The 21,216-nt window shown below is 73.9% G+C and carries 17 protein-coding genes and 1 pseudogene; 4 read left to right on the plus strand and 14 right to left on the minus strand.

From position 1 onward, the window contains the following. The 3 genes from FHL79_RS00840 to FHL79_RS00850 form a co-directional block, all read left to right on the plus strand. Positions 1 to 1,444, plus strand: a 1,444-nt coding sequence (locus tag FHL79_RS00840; protein ID WP_439331119.1) for an aldehyde dehydrogenase family protein, incomplete at its 5' end; no start/stop codon positions are given. Continuing rightward, on the plus strand, positions 1,441 to 2,307 hold the full coding sequence (locus FHL79_RS00845) for an aldehyde dehydrogenase family protein (RefSeq protein ID WP_138756759.1): 867 nt from the start codon (positions 1,441 to 1,443) through the stop codon (positions 2,305 to 2,307). The genes FHL79_RS00840 and FHL79_RS00845, both read left to right, overlap by 4 nt. A gap of 66 nt (positions 2,308 to 2,373) precedes the next feature. Then, positions 2,374 to 3,813, plus strand: coding sequence for a SatS C-terminal domain-containing protein (locus tag FHL79_RS00850; RefSeq protein WP_138756760.1), 1,440 nt, complete (start codon positions 2,374 to 2,376; stop codon positions 3,811 to 3,813). Between the two features lie 151 nt (positions 3,814 to 3,964). Here FHL79_RS00850 and FHL79_RS00855 read toward each other — a convergent pair whose 3' ends face one another. The 10 genes from FHL79_RS00855 to FHL79_RS00900 form a co-directional block, all read right to left on the minus strand. Then, the gene (locus tag FHL79_RS00855; protein ID WP_138756761.1) at positions 3,965 to 5,608 is read right to left on the minus strand and encodes a DEAD/DEAH box helicase; all 1,644 of its coding nucleotides are present in this window, start codon (positions 5,606 to 5,608) and stop codon (positions 3,965 to 3,967) included. Positions 5,609 to 5,834: 226 nt separating this feature from the next. Further along, a complete protein-coding gene (locus FHL79_RS00860; RefSeq protein ID WP_138756762.1) occupies positions 5,835 to 6,908 on the minus strand; it encodes an adenosine deaminase in 1,074 nt (357 codons plus the stop codon). A 13-nt stretch (positions 6,909 to 6,921) separates the two neighbouring features. Beyond that, on the minus strand, positions 6,922 to 7,737 hold the full coding sequence (locus FHL79_RS00865; protein ID WP_138756763.1) for an ABC transporter permease: 816 nt from the start codon (positions 7,735 to 7,737) through the stop codon (positions 6,922 to 6,924). Between the two features lie 70 nt (positions 7,738 to 7,807). Continuing rightward, a complete protein-coding gene (locus tag FHL79_RS00870) occupies positions 7,808 to 8,668 on the minus strand; it encodes an ABC transporter ATP-binding protein (protein WP_171057944.1) in 861 nt (286 codons plus the stop codon). Between the two features lie 113 nt (positions 8,669 to 8,781). After that, positions 8,782 to 10,065, minus strand: coding sequence for a thymidine phosphorylase (locus tag FHL79_RS00875; RefSeq protein ID WP_138756764.1), 1,284 nt, complete (start codon positions 10,063 to 10,065; stop codon positions 8,782 to 8,784). Further along, positions 10,062 to 10,481, minus strand: coding sequence for a cytidine deaminase (locus FHL79_RS00880; RefSeq protein ID WP_138756765.1), 420 nt, complete (start codon positions 10,479 to 10,481; stop codon positions 10,062 to 10,064). Before FHL79_RS00880 ends, FHL79_RS00875 begins: the two co-directional genes overlap by 4 nt. Continuing rightward, complete coding sequence (locus FHL79_RS00885; RefSeq protein WP_138756766.1) at positions 10,481 to 11,773, minus strand: ABC transporter permease; 1,293 nt, start codon at positions 11,771 to 11,773, stop codon at positions 10,481 to 10,483. The genes FHL79_RS00880 and FHL79_RS00885 overlap by 1 nt, the downstream gene beginning before the upstream one ends. Then, positions 11,770 to 12,936: an ABC transporter permease gene (locus FHL79_RS00890; protein ID WP_138756767.1), complete on the minus strand. Its 1,167-nt coding sequence runs from the start codon at positions 12,934 to 12,936 to the stop codon at positions 11,770 to 11,772. Before FHL79_RS00890 ends, FHL79_RS00885 begins: the two co-directional genes overlap by 4 nt. Then, complete coding sequence (locus FHL79_RS00895) at positions 12,933 to 14,477, minus strand: ABC transporter ATP-binding protein (protein WP_138756768.1); 1,545 nt, start codon at positions 14,475 to 14,477, stop codon at positions 12,933 to 12,935. Before FHL79_RS00895 ends, FHL79_RS00890 begins: the two co-directional genes overlap by 4 nt. 181 nt (positions 14,478 to 14,658) lie before the next feature. After that, complete coding sequence (locus FHL79_RS00900) at positions 14,659 to 15,714, minus strand: BMP family lipoprotein (protein ID WP_246080221.1); 1,056 nt, start codon at positions 15,712 to 15,714, stop codon at positions 14,659 to 14,661. A 294-nt stretch (positions 15,715 to 16,008) separates the two neighbouring features. Between FHL79_RS00900 and FHL79_RS26060 the strand changes: the two genes are divergently transcribed. Next, the gene (locus FHL79_RS26060) at positions 16,009 to 17,478 is read left to right on the plus strand and encodes a D-alanyl-D-alanine carboxypeptidase family protein (RefSeq protein WP_281283846.1); all 1,470 of its coding nucleotides are present in this window, start codon (positions 16,009 to 16,011) and stop codon (positions 17,476 to 17,478) included. Positions 17,479 to 17,518: 40 nt separating this feature from the next. Here the strand turns inward: FHL79_RS26060 and FHL79_RS25660 are convergent. The 4 genes and pseudogenes from FHL79_RS25660 to hisC all read right to left on the minus strand — a co-directional run. Continuing rightward, a pseudogene (locus tag FHL79_RS25660) lies at positions 17,519 to 18,430 on the minus strand (YihY/virulence factor BrkB family protein); the annotation flags it as partial. Next, a complete protein-coding gene (locus FHL79_RS00915) occupies positions 18,385 to 18,981 on the minus strand; it encodes a 2'-5' RNA ligase family protein (protein ID WP_138756769.1) in 597 nt (198 codons plus the stop codon). The gene FHL79_RS00915 and the pseudogene FHL79_RS25660, both read right to left, overlap by 46 nt. Before the next feature lies 1 nt (position 18,982). After that, complete coding sequence (gene trpS / locus FHL79_RS00920; RefSeq protein ID WP_138756770.1) at positions 18,983 to 20,005, minus strand: tryptophan--tRNA ligase; 1,023 nt, start codon at positions 20,003 to 20,005, stop codon at positions 18,983 to 18,985. Positions 20,006 to 20,032: 27 nt separating this feature from the next. Then, complete coding sequence (gene hisC / locus FHL79_RS00925; protein WP_138756771.1) at positions 20,033 to 21,157, minus strand: histidinol-phosphate transaminase; 1,125 nt, start codon at positions 21,155 to 21,157, stop codon at positions 20,033 to 20,035. Positions 21,158 to 21,216: the final 59 nt, after the last annotated feature.

Raw genomic sequence — 21,216 nt, forward strand, 5'->3', positions numbered from 1 at the left:
CACCGTGTTCGAGTACGCCCCCGCGCCCGAGTCCCGGTCCATCGTCGACATCCGGCCCAGCTACGGGCTGTTCATCGACGGTGAGTTCACCGACGGCACCGGCACGCCGCTGAAGACGGTCAACCCGGCCACCGAGGAGGTGCTCACCGAGGTCGCGACCGGCAGTGACTCCGACGTCGACCGCGCCGTCCGGGCCGCCCGGCGCGCCTCCACCCGGGTCTGGGGCCCGATGCGACCGGCCGACCGCGGCAAGTACCTGTTCCGGATCGCCCGGCTGCTGCAGGAGCGGGCCCGCGAGTTCGCCGTCCTGGAGACGCTGGACAACGGCAAGCCGATCCGGGAGAGCCGGGACGTCGACGTGCCCCTGGCCGCGGCGCACTTCTTCTACCACGCAGGCTGGGCGGACAAGCTCGAGCACGCAGGCCTCGGCCCGGCCCCCCGCCCGCTCGGCGTCGCCGGGCAGGTCATCCCGTGGAACTTCCCGCTGCTGATGCTGGCCTGGAAGGTCGCCCCGGCGCTCGCCGCGGGCAACACCGTCGTCCTCAAGCCGGCCGAGACCACGCCGCTGACCGCGCTGCTGTTCGCCGAGGTCTGCCGGCAGGCCGACCTGCCCCCGGGCGTGGTCAACATCGTCCCCGGCGCGGGTGAGACCGGACGCGCCGTGATCAGCCACCCCGACGTGGACAAGGTGGCGTTCACCGGCTCCACCGAGGTGGGCCGGTCGATCGCCCGCGCGGTGGCCGGCACCTCCAAGCGGCTCACCCTGGAGCTGGGCGGCAAGGCGGCGAACATCGTCTTCGACGACGCCCCGATCGACCAGGCCGTCGAGGGCATCGTCCGGGGCATCTTCTTCAACCAGGGCCACGTGTGCTGCGCCGGCTCCCGGCTGCTGGTGCAGGAGTCGGTGCACGACGACGTCGTCGCGGCGCTGCAGCGGCGGATCGGCACCCTGCGCGTCGGTGACCCGATGGACAAGAACACCGACCTGGGCGCGATCAACTCGGCGGAGCAGCTCGCCCGGATCCGCGAGCTGACCGCGTTCGGGGAGACCGAGGGCGCCACCTGCTGGCAGCCCGAGGGCGAGCTGCCCGGGCGCGGGTGGTGGTTCAAGCCGACCGTCTTCACCGACGTGTCGCCCGCGCACCGGATCGCCCGCGACGAGGTCTTCGGCCCGGTGCTGTCGGTGATGACCTTCCGCACCCCCGACGAGGCCGTCGCCAAGGCCAACAACACCACCTACGGGCTCTCGGCCGGCATCTGGAGCGAGAAGGGCTCCCGGATCCTGTCCGTCACCAGCAAGCTGCGGGCCGGCGTGGTGTGGGCCAACACGTTCAACGAGTTCGACCCGACCTCGCCGTTCGGCGGCTACAAGCAGTCCGGGTACGGCCGCGAGGGCGGCCGGCAGGGCCTGGCCGCCTACCTCTCGACCGGAGACGCCCGATGACCGACCGGCTGGCCGTGCGCAAGACCTACAAGCTGTACCTGGGCGGGGCGTTCCCCCGCTCGGAGTCCGGCCGCACCTACGAGGTCACCGACACCAAGGGCCACTTCCTGGCCAACGCCGCCTGGGCCTCGCGCAAGGACGCCCGGGACGCCGTCGTCGCCGCCCGCGGCGCGTTCGCGAAGTGGTCCACCGCCACCGCCTACAACCGCGGCCAGGTGCTCTACCGGGTGGCCGAGGTGATGGAGGGCCGCGCCGCCCAGTTCGCCGAGGAGGTCGCCGCCGGCGAGGGCATCTCGTCGTCCAAGGCCCGGGCCGAGGTGGACGCCGCCATCGACCGGTGGGTCTGGTACGCGGGCTGGACCGACAAGCTGGCCGCGGTGCTGGGCAGCACCAACCCGGTCGCCGGTCCCTACTTCGGCTTCTCGCTGCCCGAGCCGACCGGGGTGGTGGCCGTCCTGGGACCGCAGCGCAGCTCGCTGCTGGGCCTGGTCAGCGTGCTCGCCCCGGTGCTGGCCGGCGGCAACACCGCCGTCGTCGTCAGCTCGAGGGCCCGGCCGCTGCCGGCCATCACCCTCGGGGAGGTGCTGGCCACCTCCGACGTCCCGGGTGGGGTGGTGAACCTGCTGACCGGGGACGCTGCCGAGATCGGCCCGTGGCTCGCCGAGCACGCCGATGTCGACGCGATCGACCTGGCGGGCGCCCCGGCGCCGCTGGCGATGGAGCTGGAGCGCTCCGCGGCCGGCACGGTCAAGCGGGTGCTGCGGGCACCCGCCGAGGAGCCGGACTGGACCGCCGACCCCGGCCTCACCCGGCTCCGCCCCTTCCTGGAGACCAAGAGCGTCTGGCATCCGATCGGCATGTGACGGTCCCCGGGCGGCGGAGCCGGAACCGGACTGCGGTGCCGCAGGCGGACCGGGCAGGATGGCGGGGTGGCCCGTCCCAGCATCGTCCCCATCGCCCTGACCCTCGACGACCGCACGGGCTACACGCTCTGGGCGCCGCCCTGGGAGGAGGACGGCGAGGAGTGGCAGGCGTTCCTCGGCAGCACCGTCGACCTGCCGGCGGACATCAACGACGACGACCCCGAGGCCCCCGGCCCCACCGCCGTCGTGCACCTGTTCCCCTCGCCCGCGGCGCTCGCCGCGTTCTGCCGGGTGAACACCGACCACGACCTGGCCGACCACCCCGTCTGGCCGGTCGTGTCGACGCTCGGACCCGAGGACCTGACCCCGGACGAGGACCACCGCTTCGATCTCGACGGGGTCTACGACGTGGTCGCGGAGAACCCCGACCGGTGGGCCGTCGACGAGCTGGCCGCGACCCTCGACATCGTCGGCCGGCTGGCCGAGTGCTGCGACACCCCGGCCGAGGACGACGACGACGAGGACGACGACGACGACGAGACGGCGTTCGAGTCCGTCGCCGAACTGGTCTCCCGCCCCGAGGCCGCCGCCCTGGGCCTGGGCATCGACGCGTTCCTCGGCCGCGACGGCGAGGAGGCCTGGGCGCGCCTGGGCACCGCGATCGACGAGCTGTGGGAGGACGTCCTCGAGGAGCTGGACGACCACCTGGACTGGACCGGCGCCGGCACCGTCTCCCTCGAGGCCTACCCGTCCGCCGCCGAGGAGGCCGAGTCCCGGGTCGCCGAGCCGGAGGACGACGACGAGGACGAGGACCTGGACGGCACCCCGGCCCGTCCCGCTGCCGGCTCGACCGCCGCGGCCCCGGCCGAGGCTGCGACCGCCGGCATCCGGACGATCCGCAGCGGCAGCGAGCTCACCGCCACCCCGGCCGCCGTCGCGGCTGCGCAGGAGTTCTGGGAGGCGGTCGGCATCCTCCCGGTCGAGCTGGTGGTCCCCGACGGCGCCGGGCTGACGCTGCGCTGCTACGTCGAGGACCGGGCCCGGTTCCTCGGCCGCGAGGGCCAGGTCTTCCTCTTCCCGACGCCGGTCGACCTCGCCCGGTTCTGCGCCGGTGACGAGGCCCACGACCTGACCGAGATCGCGTCGTGGGCCGAGGTCGCCGACACCGACACCCTGCCGCTGCCGGCCGACCAGGACCGCTACGACCTGGTGGAGATCTCCGAGGTGCTCGGTGAGGTGGCCCAGGGAGCCGGCGGCCTGGTCGAGCTCCGGGCGCTGCTGCAGCCGGTCGAGGGGGTGCTCGACCTCGCCGAGTACGCCGACCTGCCGCGGGTGCAGCAGCAGCTGGGCGCCGACGCGCCGCTGGGCCGGGCCGTGGCCCGCGCCGACAGCGACCCCCGCGCGCCGCTGGCCGCCGAGGAGGCACCGGCGCTGGTGAGCGCGTGGCAGCAGATCGTGGAGGACATCGGCACCGCGCTGGTCTTCCGCAGCGACCTCCGTCGGTAGCCGCCGTTGATCATGGGCGTCCTGCCGAACGACACGCCGTCCCTCGCGTGTCACCTGGCAACCACCCCATGATCAACGGAGTGAGCCGCGAAGACGGCAACGGCCGGCCCCCGCAGTGCGGGGACCGGCCGTTGCCGTCAGATGCTGCTGCTCAGAAGGAGCGAGCCGGGCGCGCGGGGCGACCGCTGGAACGCTGCCCCTCGACGGCGCCGCGGTACCCACCGGGACGACGGTCCCGGTCGCCGCCACCCGCGGAGCGATCCCGATCGCCGTAGGAGCGCTCGCCCGAGGGGCGGCCTCCGTACGAGCGGTCGCGGTCGCCACCGGCGGGATGGTCAGCAGCGGTGCGATCCCGATCGCCGTAGGAGCGCTCGCCCGAGGGGCGGTCTCCGTACGTGCGCTCGCGGTCGCCGGTGGGCCGACGCGGGCCACCCCGGTAGCCGGGACGGTCACCGGTGGGACGACGCCCGTCGCGGCCACCGGCCGGACGACGCGACTCGCGCACCGGACGGACGATCGGCTCGACGAACGTGCCACCGGCGACGAGGTCGGTGATGGGCGCGTCGCCCGGACGGATCCGGCTCACCTGCGGGTCCAGCTTGGCCTGGCGGAACCGGCGCTTGGCCTGGCCCACCTGGTCGGGCAGGAGCAGCGAGACCACGACACCGGCGGCGCCGGCGCGCGCGGTGCGGCCGGAGCGGTGCAGGTAGGTCTTGTGGTCTGCCGGCGGGTCGTAGTGCAGGACCAGCGACACGTCGTCGACGTGGATGCCACGCGCGGCGACGTCGGTGGCCACCAGCACCGGGCTGCGGGCGTCGGTGAAGGCCTCCAGCGCCCGGCGACGGGCTGCCTGCGGCAGACCACCGTGGATGGGCTCGGCGTTGATGCCGGCGCGCTGCAGGTTCTCAGCGAGCCGGTCGGCGCCGTGCTGGGTGCGCACGAAGATGATGATCCGGCCCGGACGGGCGGCCATCGCCTCGGCGATCTTCAGCTTGTCCGGGAAGGACACGCTGTAGGCCAGGTGCTCGGCCTGGGGACCGGAGTCCTCGGCCTTGGCGACCTCGTGCCGCGCCGGGTCCTTGAGGTAGCGACGCACCAGGGTGTCGACCTCGCCGTCCAGCGTGGCGGAGAACAGCAGGCGCTGGCCGTCGGAGCGGGTCTGGTCGAGCAGCTCCTTGACCACCGGCAGGAAGCCGAGGTCGGACATGAAGTCGGCCTCGTCGATGACCGAGACGATGACCTCGGAGAGGGTCGCCTCGCCCTGGTTGATCAGGTCCTGCAGCCGGCCGGGGGTGGCGATGAGGACGTCGACACCGCGACGCAGCTGCTGGATCTGGCGGTACATCGAGGCGCCGCCGTAGACGGCCGCCAGCTGCACGCCGTTGCTCTGGCCGAGGGGGGCCAGGTTGTCGTGCACCTGCTGGGCCAGCTCACGGGTCGGGACCAGGATCAGGCCGCGGGGTGCGCGGCGACCCTGCTGCACGTCCGCGCCGAGGCGGGCCAGCAGCGGCAGGCCGAAGGCCAGCGTCTTGCCCGAACCGGTGGCGGCCTTGCCGAGCACGTCGCGCCCGGCGAGGGCGTCCGGCAGGGCGGAGGTCTGGATGGCGAACGGGTGGCGGATGCCCTTGCGCTCGAGCGCGGTGACCAGCGGCTGGGGCAGGCCCAGCTGGGCGAAGGTCGGGCCGGTGGGCTCGGCGGGGATCTCGGGGGTCTCCTCGGTCACGGCGGCCGTGATCTCGGGGAGGTCGTTCTGGCTTGCGGTGAACGGGGCGTCGACAGAGTCGAACGAGGACAAGCGGGGACTCCGATACAGATCGGCGCGCGTCCCGTGGTGGTGCTTGCCGCCGGATGCCCGGCGGCCACACTGGTGATCGTCGCCGTCTGCGTTGACGCGTGATCTGCACGGATGCGCTGCCCGGACAGGACCGTCCGGGAGGATGGCCGGCACTCACCGGCACGATCAGGTTAGCAGCGTGGGCGCCGGATTGATTCCCGGGCCGGAGTGACGTGCCCCGCGTCGCTCAGCCGCGCAGTGCGGCGTACCCGGGGCGGACGACCTCGCGCAGCAGCCGGGACCGCTCCGCGTCGTCGAGGAAGGCCGCGGCGAGCGCACGCTCGGTGACCGTCTGCACGTCGTCCCAACCCCAGCGGTGGGCGGCGACGACGTCGGCGAACTCGCTGGTCAGCGACACCCCGCTCATCAGCCGGTTGTCGGTGTTGAGGGTCACCGTGAAGCCGCCGCGGTGCAGCCGGCCGACCGGGTGCGCGGCCAGCGAGGGGTAGGCGCCGGTCTGCACGTTGGACGAGGGGGCGACCTCCAGCGGCACCTGCTCCTCCAGCACCCGCCGGGCGACCGGGCCCAGCGGACCGTCCAGCGGCACCTCGTCGGCGATCCGCACGCCGTGCCCGAGCCGTTCGGCACCGGCGCCCTCCAGCGCGGCGCGGATGGACTCGATGCCGGCGGCCTCGCCGGCGTGGATGGTGCGGTGCGCGCCGGCCCGGTCCAGCAGCGCGATGGCGTCGGGGATGCGGTCCGGCGGGAACCCGTCCTCGGGCCCGGCGAGGTCGAAGCCGACGACACCGGAACCCTGGTGCCGGACGACCTGCTCGGCGACCTCGACCCAGCGGTCGGCCTGGCGCATCGCGCACAGCAGGGCGCCGACGCCGATCGGCCGGCCCGCCGCGGCGGCCTCCCGGCTGCCCTGGGCGTACCCGTCGAGCATCGCCTCCACCGCGGTCTCCAGCGGCATTCCGGACAACAGCTCGGGCGCCATCCGCACCTCGGCGTAGACCACCCCGTCGGCCGCCAGGTCGAGCGCACACTCCCGGGCCACCCGCTGCACCGCCTCGGGCCGCTGCATCACCCCGACGGTGTGCGCGAACGTGAGCAGGTAACGCTCCAGCGAGCCGGAGTCCGCGGACTCGCGGAACCAGCGGCCGAGGGCCTCCGGCTCGTCGGCCGGCAGCTCGCGGTACCCGGCCTCGTCGGCGAGCTCGAGGACGGTCTGCGGCCGCAGCCCGCCGTCGAGGTGGTCGTGCAGCAGCACCTTGGGAGCGCGGGCGAGGGTGGTGGCGTCCAGTGGTGCGGCGGGCATCCCCGCACGCTACCTACCGGTCGATCCTGTCCTGCCAGCGGAAGGTGCGGACGCAGAGCACCAGCCCGACGACGCACCAGATGCCGAGCACCAGGGCGACCCGGCCCAGCTCCCAGCTGCCGGCCGGTTCCTGGGCGGCGAGGGCGTCGGGGAGGAACACCGAGCGCAGACCCTGGGCCATCCACTTGAGCGGGAACAGCGCGGCGACCGTCTGCAGCCAGGTCGGCACCTGGCTGAACTGGAAGAAGACGCCGGAGATGAACTGCAGCACCAGGGCGATCGGGGTGACCGTCGCCGAGGCCGACCGGCCGTTGCGGGCCAGGCTGGAGACGGCGATGCCCAGCAGGGTGCAGGCCGCGGAGCCCAACCCGGCGACCCAGACGAAGGTGATCCAGTCCGAGCCCGAGGGCAAGTCGACGCCGTAGAACAGCGCGCCGATGGCCAGCAGGATCACGATGATCGCCAGCGTGACGGCGAAGACCTGGACGACCTTGCCGACGAAGTAGGCCGCCTTCGGCATCGGGGTGCCGGCCAGGCCCTTGAGCGTGCCGTCGCTGCGCTCGGTGGCGATGTTGATCGCCATGTTCTGCAGGCTGGCGCCGAGGATGCCGGCGGCGATCACCCCGGCCATGAAGTACTGGGTGAAGGAGACGCCGCTGCCCAGGTCGTAGTCCAGGACCGCGCCGAAGACGAGCAGCAGGATCACCGGGAACATCAGGGTGAAGACGACGGACTCCCGCTGCCGGAAGAACTCCTTGAGCTCCACCCCGGCGCGGGTGCGGCAGACGCTGCCGACCGACGGCAGCGGGCGCTCCACGGTGGTCACCATGACATGCTCCCTCGGTCCGCTCGGCCGGTCACTCCGCTCCTCGCTCGCTGGCGCTCGCTGCGATGCTCGTTCACTCCCGTGGCTCGCCGATCATCCGCAGGTACACGTCCTCGAGGGTCGGCCGGGCGACGGCCAGGTCGGGCACCTCGCTGGGGAACCGCGCCGCCAGCTCCGCGACGAACGCGGTGGGGGTGGCGGTCTCGGCGGTGCGCCGGACGCCGTCCTCGGTCCAGTGCACCACCGCGGGCGCCTGCCCGCGGCCACCCAGCTCACTGGGGACGGCCACCTCGACCAGCCGGCCGTGGGCGATGACCCCGACCCGGTCGGCGAGCTCCTCGGCCTCGTCGAGGTAGTGGGTGGTGAGCAGCATCGTCGTCCCCAGGTCGCGCAGGGAGCGGATGAGCGACCAGAACTGCCGGCGCGCCTCGGGGTCGAACCCGGTGGTCGGCTCGTCCAGGAAGAGCAGCCGCGGGCGGCCGACGATGCCCAGCGCCACGTCCAGCCGGCGCCGCTGGCCACCGGAGAGGGTGCGGCCGCGGGCGCCGGCCTTCTCGCTCAGCCCGACCAGCTCGAGCACCTCGGCGGGGTCGCGCGGCTCGGGGTAGTAGGCGGCCTGCGCGCGGAGCAGCTCCAGGCAGGTCAGCTGGCTGTCCCCGGCGCCGGACTGCAGCACGATGCCCAGGTCGGCCTTCCACCGGCGTCCACCGCGGGCCGGGTCGACGCCGAGCACCCGGACCTCCCCGCCGTCACGCTCGCGGTAGCCCTCGAGCACCTCGACGGTGGTGGTCTTGCCGGCGCCGTTGGGACCGAGCAGCGCGAAGATCTCACCGCGCCCGATGTCGAGGTCCAGCCCGTCGACGGCGTTGCGGTCGCCGTAGCGCTTCACCAGTCCGCGCACGGAGATGGCGGCGTCAGGGTCCACCGGGCTCATGACCGGCGCTGACACGGTCGACGGGCGGCTCACGAGGTACCAGTCTGCCCCGCGCCCCTGTGTGAGCTGCAACGGAGTGCCAGGGCGCGGAAAACGCGCCCCTGGCACTCCACTCAGGCAGTGATGCGGTCGAGCAGCAGCGGGAGCGGCTGGTCGGCGGTGTCGACGCCGATCGCGCCCTCCAGCGCCTCCAGCGCCCGCGGGATCCGCGCGGCGTCGTCGGTCTGCAGCTCGAGCAGCGGCTGGCCGGCGGTCACCTGCTCCCCCACCCCGGCGGTCCACACGACGCCGGCCGCGGCCGAGACCGGGTCCTCCTTGCGCGCCCGCCCGGCGCCCAGCCGCCAGGCCGCGACGCCGAGGGCGTAGGCGTCCAGCCGGGTGAGCGTGCCGGTGGCCGGCGCGGTGACCACGTGCCGCTCGGCCGGCTGCGGCAGCGCGGCGTCCGGGTCGCCACCCTGGGCGGTGATCATCCGGCGCCACACGTCCATCGCCCGGCCGTCGGCGAGGGCGTCGGCGGGGTCGACGTCGTCCCGCCCGACCCCGGCGAGCATCTCCCGGGCCAGCGCCAGGGTCAGCTCGACGACGTCGGCCGGGCCGCCGCCGGCGAGCACCTCGACGGACTCGGCGACCTCGACCGCGTTGCCCGCGGCCCGGCCCAGCGGCCGGTCCATGGCGGTGACCAGCGCGACGGTGCGCACCCCGGCGGCCTCGCCCAGGCCGACCATCGTGCGGGCCAGCGTGCGGGCGTCGTCGGGGTCGCGCATGAACGCGCCCGAGCCGGTCTTCACGTCCAGCACGAGGGCGTCGGCGCCCTCGGCGATCTTCTTGCTCATGATCGAGCTGGCGATCAGGGGAATCGACTCCACCGTGCCGGTGACGTCGCGCAGCGCGTACAGCACCTTGTCCGCCGGGGCGAGGTCGTTGCCGGCCGCGCAGATGACCGCGCCGACGTCCCGCAGCTGCTGCACGTACTCCTCGTCGCTGAGCGCGGCGCGCCAGCCGGGGACGGCCTCCAGCTTGTCCAGCGTCCCGCCGGTGTGGCCCAGACCGCGGCCGGACAGCTGCGGCACGGCCACCCCGCAGGCGGCGACCAGCGGCGCGAGCGGCAGCGTGACCTTGTCGCCGACGCCGCCGGTGGAGTGCTTGTCCGCGGTCGGGCGGCCGAGCCCGGAGAGGTCCTTGCGGACCCCGGAGTCGATCATCGCCTGCGTCCAGACGGCCAGTTCGTCCGGCGTCATGCCGCGGAAGAACACCGCCATGAGCAGCGCGCTCATCTGCTCGTCGGGCACCTGCCCGCCGGTGTAGGCGCCGATCACCCAGCGGATCTGGTCGGCGGAGAGGACGGCGCCGTCCCGCTTGGCCCGGATGACGTCGATCGCGTCGAACGGCGCGCTCATGCCCGCTCCGCTGCCTTGACCAAGTCCTCGGGACCGAAGGCGTCGGGCAGCACCTCGCTCATCGCCACGATGCCCAGCGACACGGTCTCGATGAGCATGTCCGCCCCGCCGTGCTCCCACAGCAGCTGCCGGCAGCGGCCGCACGGCATCAGCGGCTGGCCGTCACCACCCACGCACGCCACCGCCACCAGCCGGCCGCCGCCGCTGCGGGCGAGGTCGCTGACCATGCCGCACTCGGCGCACAGGCCCAGTCCGTAGGAGGCGTTCTCCACGTTGCAGCCGGTGACGACCCGGCCGTCGTCCACCAGTCCTGCGACGCCCACCGGGAACTGCGAGTACGGCGCGTAGGCGTGCGTCATCGCCTCCTGCGCCGCCGCGCGCAGCGCGTCCCAGTCCAGGTCCGGTACCTGACCCACTAGTGCTCTCCTCGTCGGTAGACCAGGCCGTCGGCCTTCGGTGGGCGCAACCGCTGGGAGGCCAGCGAGAGCACCAGCAACGTGACCAGGTGCGGGGTGAACGACACGATGCCGGTCGGCAGCTCGTCGATGGTCAGGTAGCCGACCAGCGCGAGCACGGCGAACACCACGGCCAGCGAGCCCTGCAGCCACCGGCGCCGCGGGAACTGGAAGATCGCCACGACGGCGAGGATCAGCGCGACGATCAGCAGCAGCGCCACGACGGCGCTGCGGCTGCGCAGCTGCAGGCCGTCGGCGAAGCCGAACAGGAACGCGCCGCCGGTCAGGCCGCCCGGGCGCCAGTTGCCGAAGATCAGCGCGGCGAGGCCGATGTACCCGCGACCGTTGGTCTGCCCCTCGCGGTAGATGTTGGCCACGAAGACCAGCACCACACCACCCAGCCCGGCGAGTGCACCGGAGATGACCACCGCGATGTACTTGATCCGGTAGACCGGCACGCCGAGGGAGTCCGCCGCGGCCGGGTTCTCCCCGCAGGAGCGCAGCCGCAGCCCGAAGGCGGTGCGCCACAGCAGCAGGTAGACGGCCGGCACGAGCAGCACCGCCACCACGGTGAGCACCCCGACGTCGGAGGTGAAGCCGCGCAGGATGCCGGCGACGTCGCTGATCAGGAACCAGTGCCTGGCCTCGAGGTCGCCCAGCAGGTCCGGCCCGCTGGACAGCACCGGCAGCGAGAACGACGGCGGCTTGGACGACAGCGACGGCGACTGGGTGATGCCGGCGCCGTCGCTGCGACCGCTGTACAGCGACTCGGAGAGGAAGCGGACGACGCCCGCCGCCAGGATGTTGATCGCGACACCGGAGATCGTGTGGTCGACCCCGAAGGTGACCGTGGCGACCGCGTGCAGCAGCCCGCCCAGCGCGCCCATCAGCAGACCGCCGACGATCGCCGCCACCCAGCCCCACTGGTAGCCGGCGTACCCGGCACCCCAGGTCCCGAGGATCATCATGCCCTCGAGGCCGATGTTGACCACGCCCGCGCGCTCGGAGAACAGCCCGCCGAGGGCCACCAGCAGCAGCGGGGTGCTGAGCAGCAGCGCCGCCGTCATCACCGACGACGACGTCAGCGCGTTCTGCCCGCTGACCACCCGGACGACGGAGAACAGCACGACCAGCCCGGCCAGGCCGATCGCCAGCCGGCCCGGCGTCCCGGCGGCCCCCAGCCGGCGCATCGGCGACGGGCGGCCGGCGGCAGCGGTGCCACCGGGTCCCGTCGTCGTCACAGACGTGCTCATGGGGTCCCCTCCGAGACGACGCCGGGCACCCGGCGGGTGGTCATCGAGTCGTCCGGGGGCGGGCCCGAGGACTGCCGGCTGGCCCGTTCGGCGGCCCGCCGGGTGATCCGGCCGGCGATCTCGTTGGCGACCACGACGGCCAGCACGATCGTGCCCTGAATGATCGTGACCACCGAGGACGGCAGGCTCGCGGCCTGCAGCGGCACCGAGGCACGGTCGAGGAAGGCGTACAGGATCGCGGCCAGGGCGATGCCACCGGGGTTGTTGCGGCCCAGCAGCGCGACGGCGATGCCGAGGAAGCCCAGCCCGGAGGTGAAGTCGGTGTTGTAGTCGTAGGTGCGGCCCAGCAGGTCCGGCAGCCCGATCAGGCCGGCGACCGCACCGGACAGCAGCATCGCCTTGACGACCATCCGGCGGGCGTCCACGCCGCTGGCGCTCGCCGCGGACGGCGAGAGGCCGGTGGCCCGCAGGTCGAACCCGAACCGGGTGCGCTGCAGCAGCACCCAGACCACGATGCCGACCAGGACGGCGACCAGGAGGAAGCCGTACAGCTGCCGCGGCGGGTTCGCCAGCCCCAGCACGTCGAAGATGCCGTTGAGCCCGCCCAGCCGGCCGGACTCGGGGATCTGCGCGGTGCTGACGGTCGAGGCGCCCTCCGGGCTGCCCCGGAACGGGCCGGTGAGCAGGTAGGAGGCCAGGCCCAGCGCGATGAAGTTGAGCATGATCGAGCTGATCACCTCGCTCACCCCGCGGGTGACCTTCAGGACGGCGACGATCCCGGCCCAGATCGCCCCGACCGCCATCGCGACGACGATGATCAGCAGCACGTGCAGCGGGCCGGGCAGGGTGACCGCGGCACCGACCGCGGCGGCCATGATCGTGGCCATCCGGTACTGGCCCTCGACGCCGATGTTGAACAGGCTCATCCGGAAGCCGATGGCCACCGCGAGCCCGGCCAGGAACAACGGCAGCGCCCGGTTGAGGATCGCCACGACCGCGGTGATCTGCTGGCTCGGGGTGTCGCCCAGGTCGACCATGACCGACAGGACCTGGAGCGGGTCGACCCCCAGCAGCGCCATGACCGCCGCGGAGATCGCGACGGCGATGAGCACCGCCAACGCGGGTGCGAGCAGGAGGGTGCCGAGCCGGCGGAGCACGGTCATGCCACACCCGCCGGGGAGGTCTCGTGCCCGCCGGTCATGTACCCACCGAGCACCTCGGGGGTGACCTGCCGCGGGTCGACGGTGGCGACCAGCTTCCCGCGGAGCATGACGTGCAGGGTGTCGGACAGGCCGATCAGCTCCTCGAGGTCGGCGGAGACCAGCAGGATGCCCAGCCCCTCGGCCCGGGCGTCCTTGAGCAGCTCCCAGATGACCGACTGGGCACCGACGTCGACACCGCGGGTGGGGTGCGCGGCCAGCAGCACGCGCGGCGAGGCGCTCATCTCGCGGCCGACGATGAGCTTCTGCTGGTTGCCGCCGGAGAGCGCGACCGCCGGGGTGTTGGGGCCGGGTGCCCGGACGTCGTACTCGCGCATGATCCGGGAGGTGTCCGTGCGGGCGGCCTTGCGGTCGATGAAGGCGCCCTTGACCGCCGGCGGGCGGGTCTGGTGCCCCAGGATCCGGTTCTCCCACAGCGGCGCGTCCAGCAGCATCCCCTGCCGGTGGCGGTCCTCGGGGATGAAGCCGACGCCGCGCTCCCGCCGGCGGCGGGTGGACCAGTCGGTGATCTCCTCCTCGCCCAGCAGCACCGTGCCCGCCGCGGGCAGCCGCAGCCCGAGGACGGCGTCGATCAGCTCGGACTGCCCGTTGCCCTCGACACCGGCGATGCCGACGACCTCGCCCTCACGGACGGTCATGGAGACGTCGTCGACCACCGCCCGGCTGCCGACACCGCCCGGCACGGTGAGGTGGCTGATCCGCAGCACCGGGGCCTCCCGGACGGTGGAGTCCCGGGTGGCCGGGGTGGGCAGCTCGGCGCCGACCATCATCTCGGCCAGCTGCCGGGCGGTCGTCGTGGCCGGGTCGGCCGTGCCGACGGTGGTGCCGCGGCGGATGACGGTGATCGAGTCGGCCACCTTCCGCACCTCGTCGAGCTTGTGCGAGATGAAGATGACGGTGAGGCCCTCGCGCTTGAGCTCGGCGAGGTTGCCGAACAGCTCGTCGACCTCCTGCGGGACGAGGACGGCGGTCGGCTCGTCCAGGATCAGGATCCTGGCGCCGCGGTAGAGGACCTTGGCGATCTCCACCCGCTGCCGGTCGCCGACGCCGAGGTCCTCGACCAGCACGTCGGGCTGCAGCCCGAGGGAGTAGCTGTCGGAGATCTCGGTGATCCGGCGACGGGCGGCGGCCCGGTCCAGCCTGCCGCCCTTGGTGGGCTCGCTGCCCAGGACGATGTTCTCCAGGACGGTGAAGTTGTCGGCCAGCATGAAGTGCTGGTGGACCATGCCGATGCCGGCCGCGATCGCGTCGTTGGGGCTGCGCAGGTGCACCTCCCGCCCGTCGACGAGGATCTGGCCCTCGTCCGGGCGGTGCATGCCGTACAACGTCTTCATCAACGTGGACTTGCCCGCGCCGTTCTCACCGACGATGGCGTGCACCTCGCCGCGGGCGACGCGCAGCTCGATGTCGGAGTTCGCGACCACGCCGGGGAAGCGCTTGGTGATCCCGCGCAGCTCCACCGCCAGCGGTGTCGACTCGGTCAACGGAGCTCCTCGGGGGGCCGGGTGGGCACGGAAGGCGTGCGGACCGGAGGTCTTCCGGCCGCACGGGCGTCGGGCGGTGTCCCCGTCCGACGCGGAGACGGTACACACGGAAAACGGCGGGCCCGGGGGCGTGTGTCGCGCCCGGGCCCGCCGCTGTCAGTCGTTGCTCACGACGCCCGCGTCACGGGGCCGTGGGGACCTCGATGTCACCGGCGATGATCTGCTGGGTGTAGTCGTCCAGCTGGGTCTTGATGTCGTCGATCTGGCCACCGGAGGTGGACAGGCCCACGCCGTCGCTCTCCAGGTCGTTGACGACGTCGCTGCCGCCCTCGACCGACCCCTCGGAGTAGTCGGTGATCCAGGTCTGGATCGCGACGTCGACCCGCTTGAGCACCGACGTCATGATCACCGCCTGCAGGGCCGGGTCACCGACGGTCTCGTACTGGTCGGAGTCGACACCGATCGCCCGGCCGCCGGCCTCGGCGGCCGCCTCGAAGACGCCCTGGCCGGAGCCACCCGCCGCGTGGTAGACGATGTCCGCGCCGCTCTGGAACATGCCCTGGGCGAGGATCTTGCCGCGGGCGGGGTCGGCGAAGCCGGAGAAGTCACCGGCGGCCGAGATGTACTGGCGGTCGATGACGATGCCGGGCTTGGCAGCTTGGGCGCCGGCGACGAAGCCGGCCTCGAACTCCTGGATCAGCGTGGTCTCGACACCACCGACGAAGCCGATGTGGCCGGACTCGGACTTCAGCGCCGCCGCCACACCGCCGAGGTACGAGCCCTCGTTGGCCGCGAAGAGCAGGCCGGTCGCGTTGTCCAGGCCCATGTCGGCGACCGACTGGTCGACGATCGCGAACTCGGTGTCCGGGTACTGCGGGGCGACCTCGGCCAGGGCGTCGGCGAAGGCGAAGCCCACGGCGATGACCGGGTTGTTGCCGTCGTCGGCGAGCTGGGTCAGCAGGTCGACCCGGTTGGAGCCGTCGGCGTTCGGCGAGAGCTCGGTGACGTCGCCGCCGAGGTCCCCGATCGCGGCCTCGACGCCGGCGTACGCCGAGTCGTTGAACGACTTGTCGCCGCGGCCACCGGTGTCGTACGCCAGGCCGATCTGCAGGTCGCCGCTGGCGGCGCTGCTCTCGCCGCCGCCTCCACTGCCGCTGCTGGGCTCCTCGTCGCTGGCGCAGGCCGCCAGGGCCATGCTCCCGGCCAGCAGCAGCGCTGCGGCCTTCATCCCACGCACTCGGCGCAAGACGGTCTCCTCTCTCGGAGGGCGCGGGCGGCCGTCGGCAGGCCGCGCCCCGGTGCGGTGTGGTCCAGGCTCACCCGCCGTCCGACTGCCGCGGTGAGGCGGCTCGGCCGGCGACGGCGACCTGGGCACGCTAACTGCGGCCCTGCCGCAGATGACCGCCCGGGAGCGGATAGAGACCCGATCGTTGCCAACGGGCAACCTCGCCCACACACGACCGGTGAGGCCCGCCACACCGCCGTCCCGACCCCGCGCCACGGCCCCCCGGCGCCGGGTTAGCGTCCGGGGGTGCGCCGACCTCCTCCGTTGCGCCGGCTGACCGCCGCGGCCCTGGTCGCCGCGACGCTGCTGCTGGGCGTCGCCGGCCCGGCCCTGGCCGAGGAGAGCCGGCCGACGGTGGACCCATCCGCGCCGACCCCCACGGTGCCCTGGCCCGGGCCGCCACCGCAGGGCAGCGCACCCGACGGGAGCACGGTCGGCGGCCCGGGACTGGACACCCGCGGGCTGGTCACCGTCCCCGGCGCGCCGACACTGCCGGCCGGGACCGACGCGCACGGCTGGCTGGTCGCCGACGCGGGCACCGGCGAGGTGCTCGCGGCGCAGGACCCGCACGGCCGCTACTACCCGGCGAGCACGCTCAAGACGCTCACCCTGCTGACGCTGGCCCCGGTCCTCGACCACGGGCTGGTCGTCGAGGGGACTCCCGAGGACGAGGGGATCGAGGGCAGCCGGGTCGGGCTGGTCCGCGGCGGGCAGTACCCGGTCGACCTGCTCTTCCGGGCGCTGGTCATGCAGTCGGGCAACGACGCGGCCAACGCGCTGGCCCGGGCTGCCGGCGGCGTGGAGGCGACGACCGCGGCGATGAACGCCACCGCGGAGCGGATCGGTGCCCACGACACGGTCGCCGGCACCCCGTCGGGGCTGGACGTCGCCGGCCAGTCGTCCTCGCCCTACGACCTCGCGTTGATCATGCGGCAGCTGGTCGCCGACCCCTACACGCTCGACGTGCTGCAGACCCGCACCGCGCAGATGCCCGCCGTCGCCGACCTCACCCCCGGGTACCAGATCCAGAGCCAGGACACCCTGCTCGACAGCTACCCCGGCACCCTGGGCGGCAAGACCGGGTTCACCGACGCCGCCCGGCACACCTTCGTGGCCGCGGCCGAGCGGGACGGGCGGCGGATCGTGGTCAGCCTCATGCAGGCCGAGCGCCGGCCGGTGCCCGAGCTGCAGCAGGCGAGGAACCTGCTGGACTGGGGCTTCAGCACCGCGCCCGACGCCTCCGGGCTCGGCCGGCTCGTCGACCCCGGCGAGGTGTCGGCGGTGAGCACCCCGATGGTGCCCGCCCCCACCGCGGCGGCGGACGGCCGGCTGTCGTCGGAGGAGGCCGCGTCCGCCTCGGCGGCGACGGCCCGGCCCACGGCGCAGCCGAGCGCGCAGCGGGCCGACCCCGGGTCACCGGTCCTCCCGCTCGCGCTGGCCGGGGTCGCGCTGCTCGTCGTCGCCGCCACGGTGCTCGGCCGGCGGCGTGCCCTGCGGCCGGTGGCCGTCACGGGCGGCGCGCGTCGGCCGCCGTCCCGCGGTCCGGGTCCCGGCGCCGGACCGGTCGGGACCGGGGCAGCAACCGGCTCCCCAGCGCACCCGCCAGCGCCCCCACCGCCAGCAGGGCGAGGGCCAGACGCCCCGGCGCCGGGCCCGACCTCGGGGACCGGTCCGGCGACCGGGCGGCCAGCGGCGGCCCCGGAGCCGCCGGGGTAGGCCCCGCGGCGGGAACCGGGTGCTCGACGGCGGGGATCGTCGCGGTCCAGGAGGCCGTGTAGAAGGCGAACCGGGCGACGACGTTGATCCAGACGATCAGCCCGACGAACCCGCCCAGGGTCTGCGCGGTCACGTTCGTGCCGATCCGGGTCAGGTACCAGTTGCCCACGAGCTTGAGCACCTCGAAGCCCACCGCCCCGAACACCGCCCCGGGCAGCAGCAGCCGGACCGCGGTGGTGTTGTCCGGCACGCCCTTGAGCAGCCAGAGGAACAGCAGCACGTCCCCCGCCAGGGCCAGCGCGATCGCCACCGCGCCGGTGAGCAGGGAGTACCCGGGCACACCGTCGACCCCCAGCAGCTCCAGCACCCGGGACGACGCCGCCGTCGCCCCGGTGGTCAGCGCGATGCTCAGCACGCCCGCGGCGCCCAGCCCGAGCAGCGCCCCCAGGTCCTTGAGCCGGTCGACGAGGAAGTCCGGCGGGTCGGGCCGGCCACGCCACACGACGTCCATGCCGACCCGGAGCTTGTCCACCGCCCCCAGCCCGACGAACAGGAACCCGACGAGGCCGATGACCCCGAAGGTCGCCGCCCGGTCGATCGCCGCAGCGGCCTGCTCGGCGAGGTCCGCGCCGGTCGACCCCGGGACCGCATCGCGGATGCCGCGGATCAGCTGCTCCTCGAGCAGGGCGTTGCCGCGCAGCACGAACCCGGCCACGGAGGCGACCAGCAGCAGCACCGGGAACAGCGCCAGGAAGACGTAGTAGGTGACCCCGGAGGCGAGCAGGTCGCCCTGCACCCGGTTGTAGTGGCCGCCGGCGTGGACCAGGTGGTCCAGCCACGGCCGGCGGTCCCGCTGGCGGCGGAGCTGACCCCGGCCGGCGGCCAGCACCCGGCTGACGGGGTCGGTCAGCGCGGCGGGCCGGTGAGCGGGTACTCGTGGGCCACGGCCCACGCACCGTCGGGCAGCTTCTCGAACTCGGTGAACGAGGAGACCCGGAACTCCGCCTGCAGGTCCGCCAGCCCGGCCGAGGCCATGTCGAGCATGTCGGTCGGGACGTCGTGCGCCACGGTCACGTGCGGGTGGTACGGGAAGGTCAGCGACCGGGCCAGCGGTCCGCGGCGGACGTCACCGGCGATCCGCGCGCACTCCGCCACCCCCCGGGCGACCGTGAGGAAGACGACCTCGGAGACCGGGCGGAAGGTGTCCGTGCCCGCCAGGTGCAGGTCGAACGGGGCGTGCGCGGCGGCCACCGCGGCGAGGTGCCTGCTGATCACCGCCCGGTCCTCGGCCAGCACCTCGGTCGGCGGCAGCAACGTCACGTGCGGCGGCACCAGGCTGGCCTGCGGGTCGCCGCACTTGCCCCGCCACTCCACCAGCAGCTGCGCCCACGGTTCCGGGATGGAGACCACGACGCCGAGCACGGCGGTCTCCGGCGAGGTCCGCGGGACGGCGATCGACCTGTGCACGAAGGTGTCATCGGCGCGCAGCGGTCGGCCGGTCACGTCAGCGGCCTCCCGCGGCCGGCAGGAAGCCCACCCGGTCGTAGACCGCGGCCAGCGTCGCGGCGGCGACCTCGCGGGCCCGGGCAGCGCCGGCGGCGAGCACCCGCTCCAGCTCCGCGGTGTCGGCCAGCAGCTCCGCCGTCCGCGCCTGGACCGGTGCCAGCGCGTCGGTGACGACCTCGGCGAGCTCCTTCTTCAGGTCGCCGTACCCGTGGCCGGCGAAGTGCTCCTCGAGCTGGGGCACGGTCTGCCCGGACAACGCCGCGTGGATGGTCAGCAGGTTGGTCACGCCGGGCTTCTCCACCGGGTCCGCGACCACCTCCCGGCCGGTGTCGGTGACCGCCGAGCGGATCTTCTTCGCGGACACCTTCGGGTCGTCGAGCAGGTTGATGCAGCCGGCCGGGGGCAGGCTCTTGCTCATCTTCTTGTCCGGCGACTGGAGGTCCAGCACCTTCGCCGCGCCCGGCGGGATGTAGGCCTCAGGCAGCACGAACGTGTCGCCGTAGCGGCTGTTGAACCGGGTGGCCAGGTCGCGGGTCAGCTCCAGGTGTTGGCGCTGGTCCTCGCCCACCGGCACCCGCTGGGCCTGGTAGAGCAGGATGTCGGCGGCCTGCAGCACCGGGTAGGTGAACAACCCCACGGACGTCCCGGACGTCCCCTCGCGGGTGCTCTTGTCCTTGAACTGGGTCATCCGGCTGGCCTCACCGAAGCCGGTCAGGCACTGGAGCACCCAGGCCAGCTGCGCGTGCTCGGGCACGTGGCTCTGCACGAACAGCGCACTGCGGGCCGGGTCGACGCCCAGCGCCAGCAGCTGCGCGGCGGAGACCAGGGTGCGCTTCCGCAGGACGGCCGGCTCCGGCTGCTCGAGGGTGATGGCGTGCAGGTCGACGACGCAGTAGAAGGCGTCGTGGTCGTCCTGCAGCGCCACCCACTGCTTCAGCGCACCGAGGAGGTTGCCGAGGTGGAAGGAGTCCGCCGTCGGCTGGATGCCGGACAGCACACGGGGAGCAGGCACGCCCTCCATCGAACCACGCGCCCCACGCGCCACCGCTCAGGTGCCCGCGGCTCCTGCGGGCTCGCTGGTCAGGACCGCGTCCAGCGCGCCGAGGAAGACGTCGTCCTCCTCGGGGGTCCCGACGGTCACCCGCAGCCCCTCACCGGCGAACGGCCGGGTGATCACCGCCCGCGCCTCGAGCGCCGCCGCGACGTCGGTGGTGCGCTCCCCCAGCGGCAGCCAGACGAAGTTGGCCTGGCTGTCGGCCACCGCGAGGCCGCGGCGGCGCAGCTCACCGGTCAGCCGGGCCCGCTCGGTGACGACGGCGGCGCAGCGCGCCCGCACCTCGTCCTCGCTGGCCAGCGCGGCCACCGCGGCGGCCTGCGCGAGGGTCGAGACGCTGAACGGCACGTGGGTGCGGCGGACGGCGTCGGCCACGGCCGGGTCCTCGGCCAGCAGGTAGCCCACCCGCAGCCCGGCCAGCCCCCAGGCCTTGGAGAAGGTGCGCAGCACCGCGACGTTGGGCCGCCCGCGCATCAGCTCGACGCCGTCCGGGACGTCCGGGTCGGTGACGAACTCCCGGTAGGCCTCGTCCAGCACGACGAGGGTCGAGGCGGGCACCTGGTCCAGGAACCGCTCCAGCTCCGGCCGGCGCACCGCCGTCCCGGTCGGGTTGTTCGGGTTGCAGACGAACACCAGCCGGGTCGTCCCGTCGACCGCCGCGGCCAGCGCGGGCAGGTCGTGGGTGTCCGGCGCCGCGCCGGGCGACCCGGGGACGAGCGGCACCTGCTGGGTGCGGGCGCCGGCGACCTGGGCGAGCAGCGGGTACATCTCGAAGGACCGCCACGCGAAGGCGATGCTGGTGCCCGGGTCGTTGAACGCCTGGGTGAGCTGCTGGCAGACGGTGACCGCGCCGCAGCCGGCGGCCACCTGCGCCGGCTCGACGCCGTACCGCTCGGCCAGCGCCGCGGTGAGCACGGCGGCACCGTTGTCGGGGTACCTGTTGGTCTCCGCGGCGGTCGTGGCGATGGCCTGCAGCACGGCGGGGAGCGGGGGGAAGGCGACCTCGTTGCTGGCCAGCTTCACCGCCCGCTCGACCCCGATCTCCCGGGCCAGGTCGGCGGGGTTGCGACCGGGCCGGTACGCCGGCATCGCGGCCACGGCGGGACGTGCGCTGACCACGCGGGCTCCTCCTCCGCATGTCCGGGCCGCTCCCCGGACGGGGCGCTGTCTAGGCTCGC

Source organism: Modestobacter altitudinis (assembly GCF_005930475.1).
Taxonomy (GTDB): Bacteria; Actinomycetota; Actinomycetes; order Mycobacteriales; family Geodermatophilaceae; genus Modestobacter; species Modestobacter altitudinis.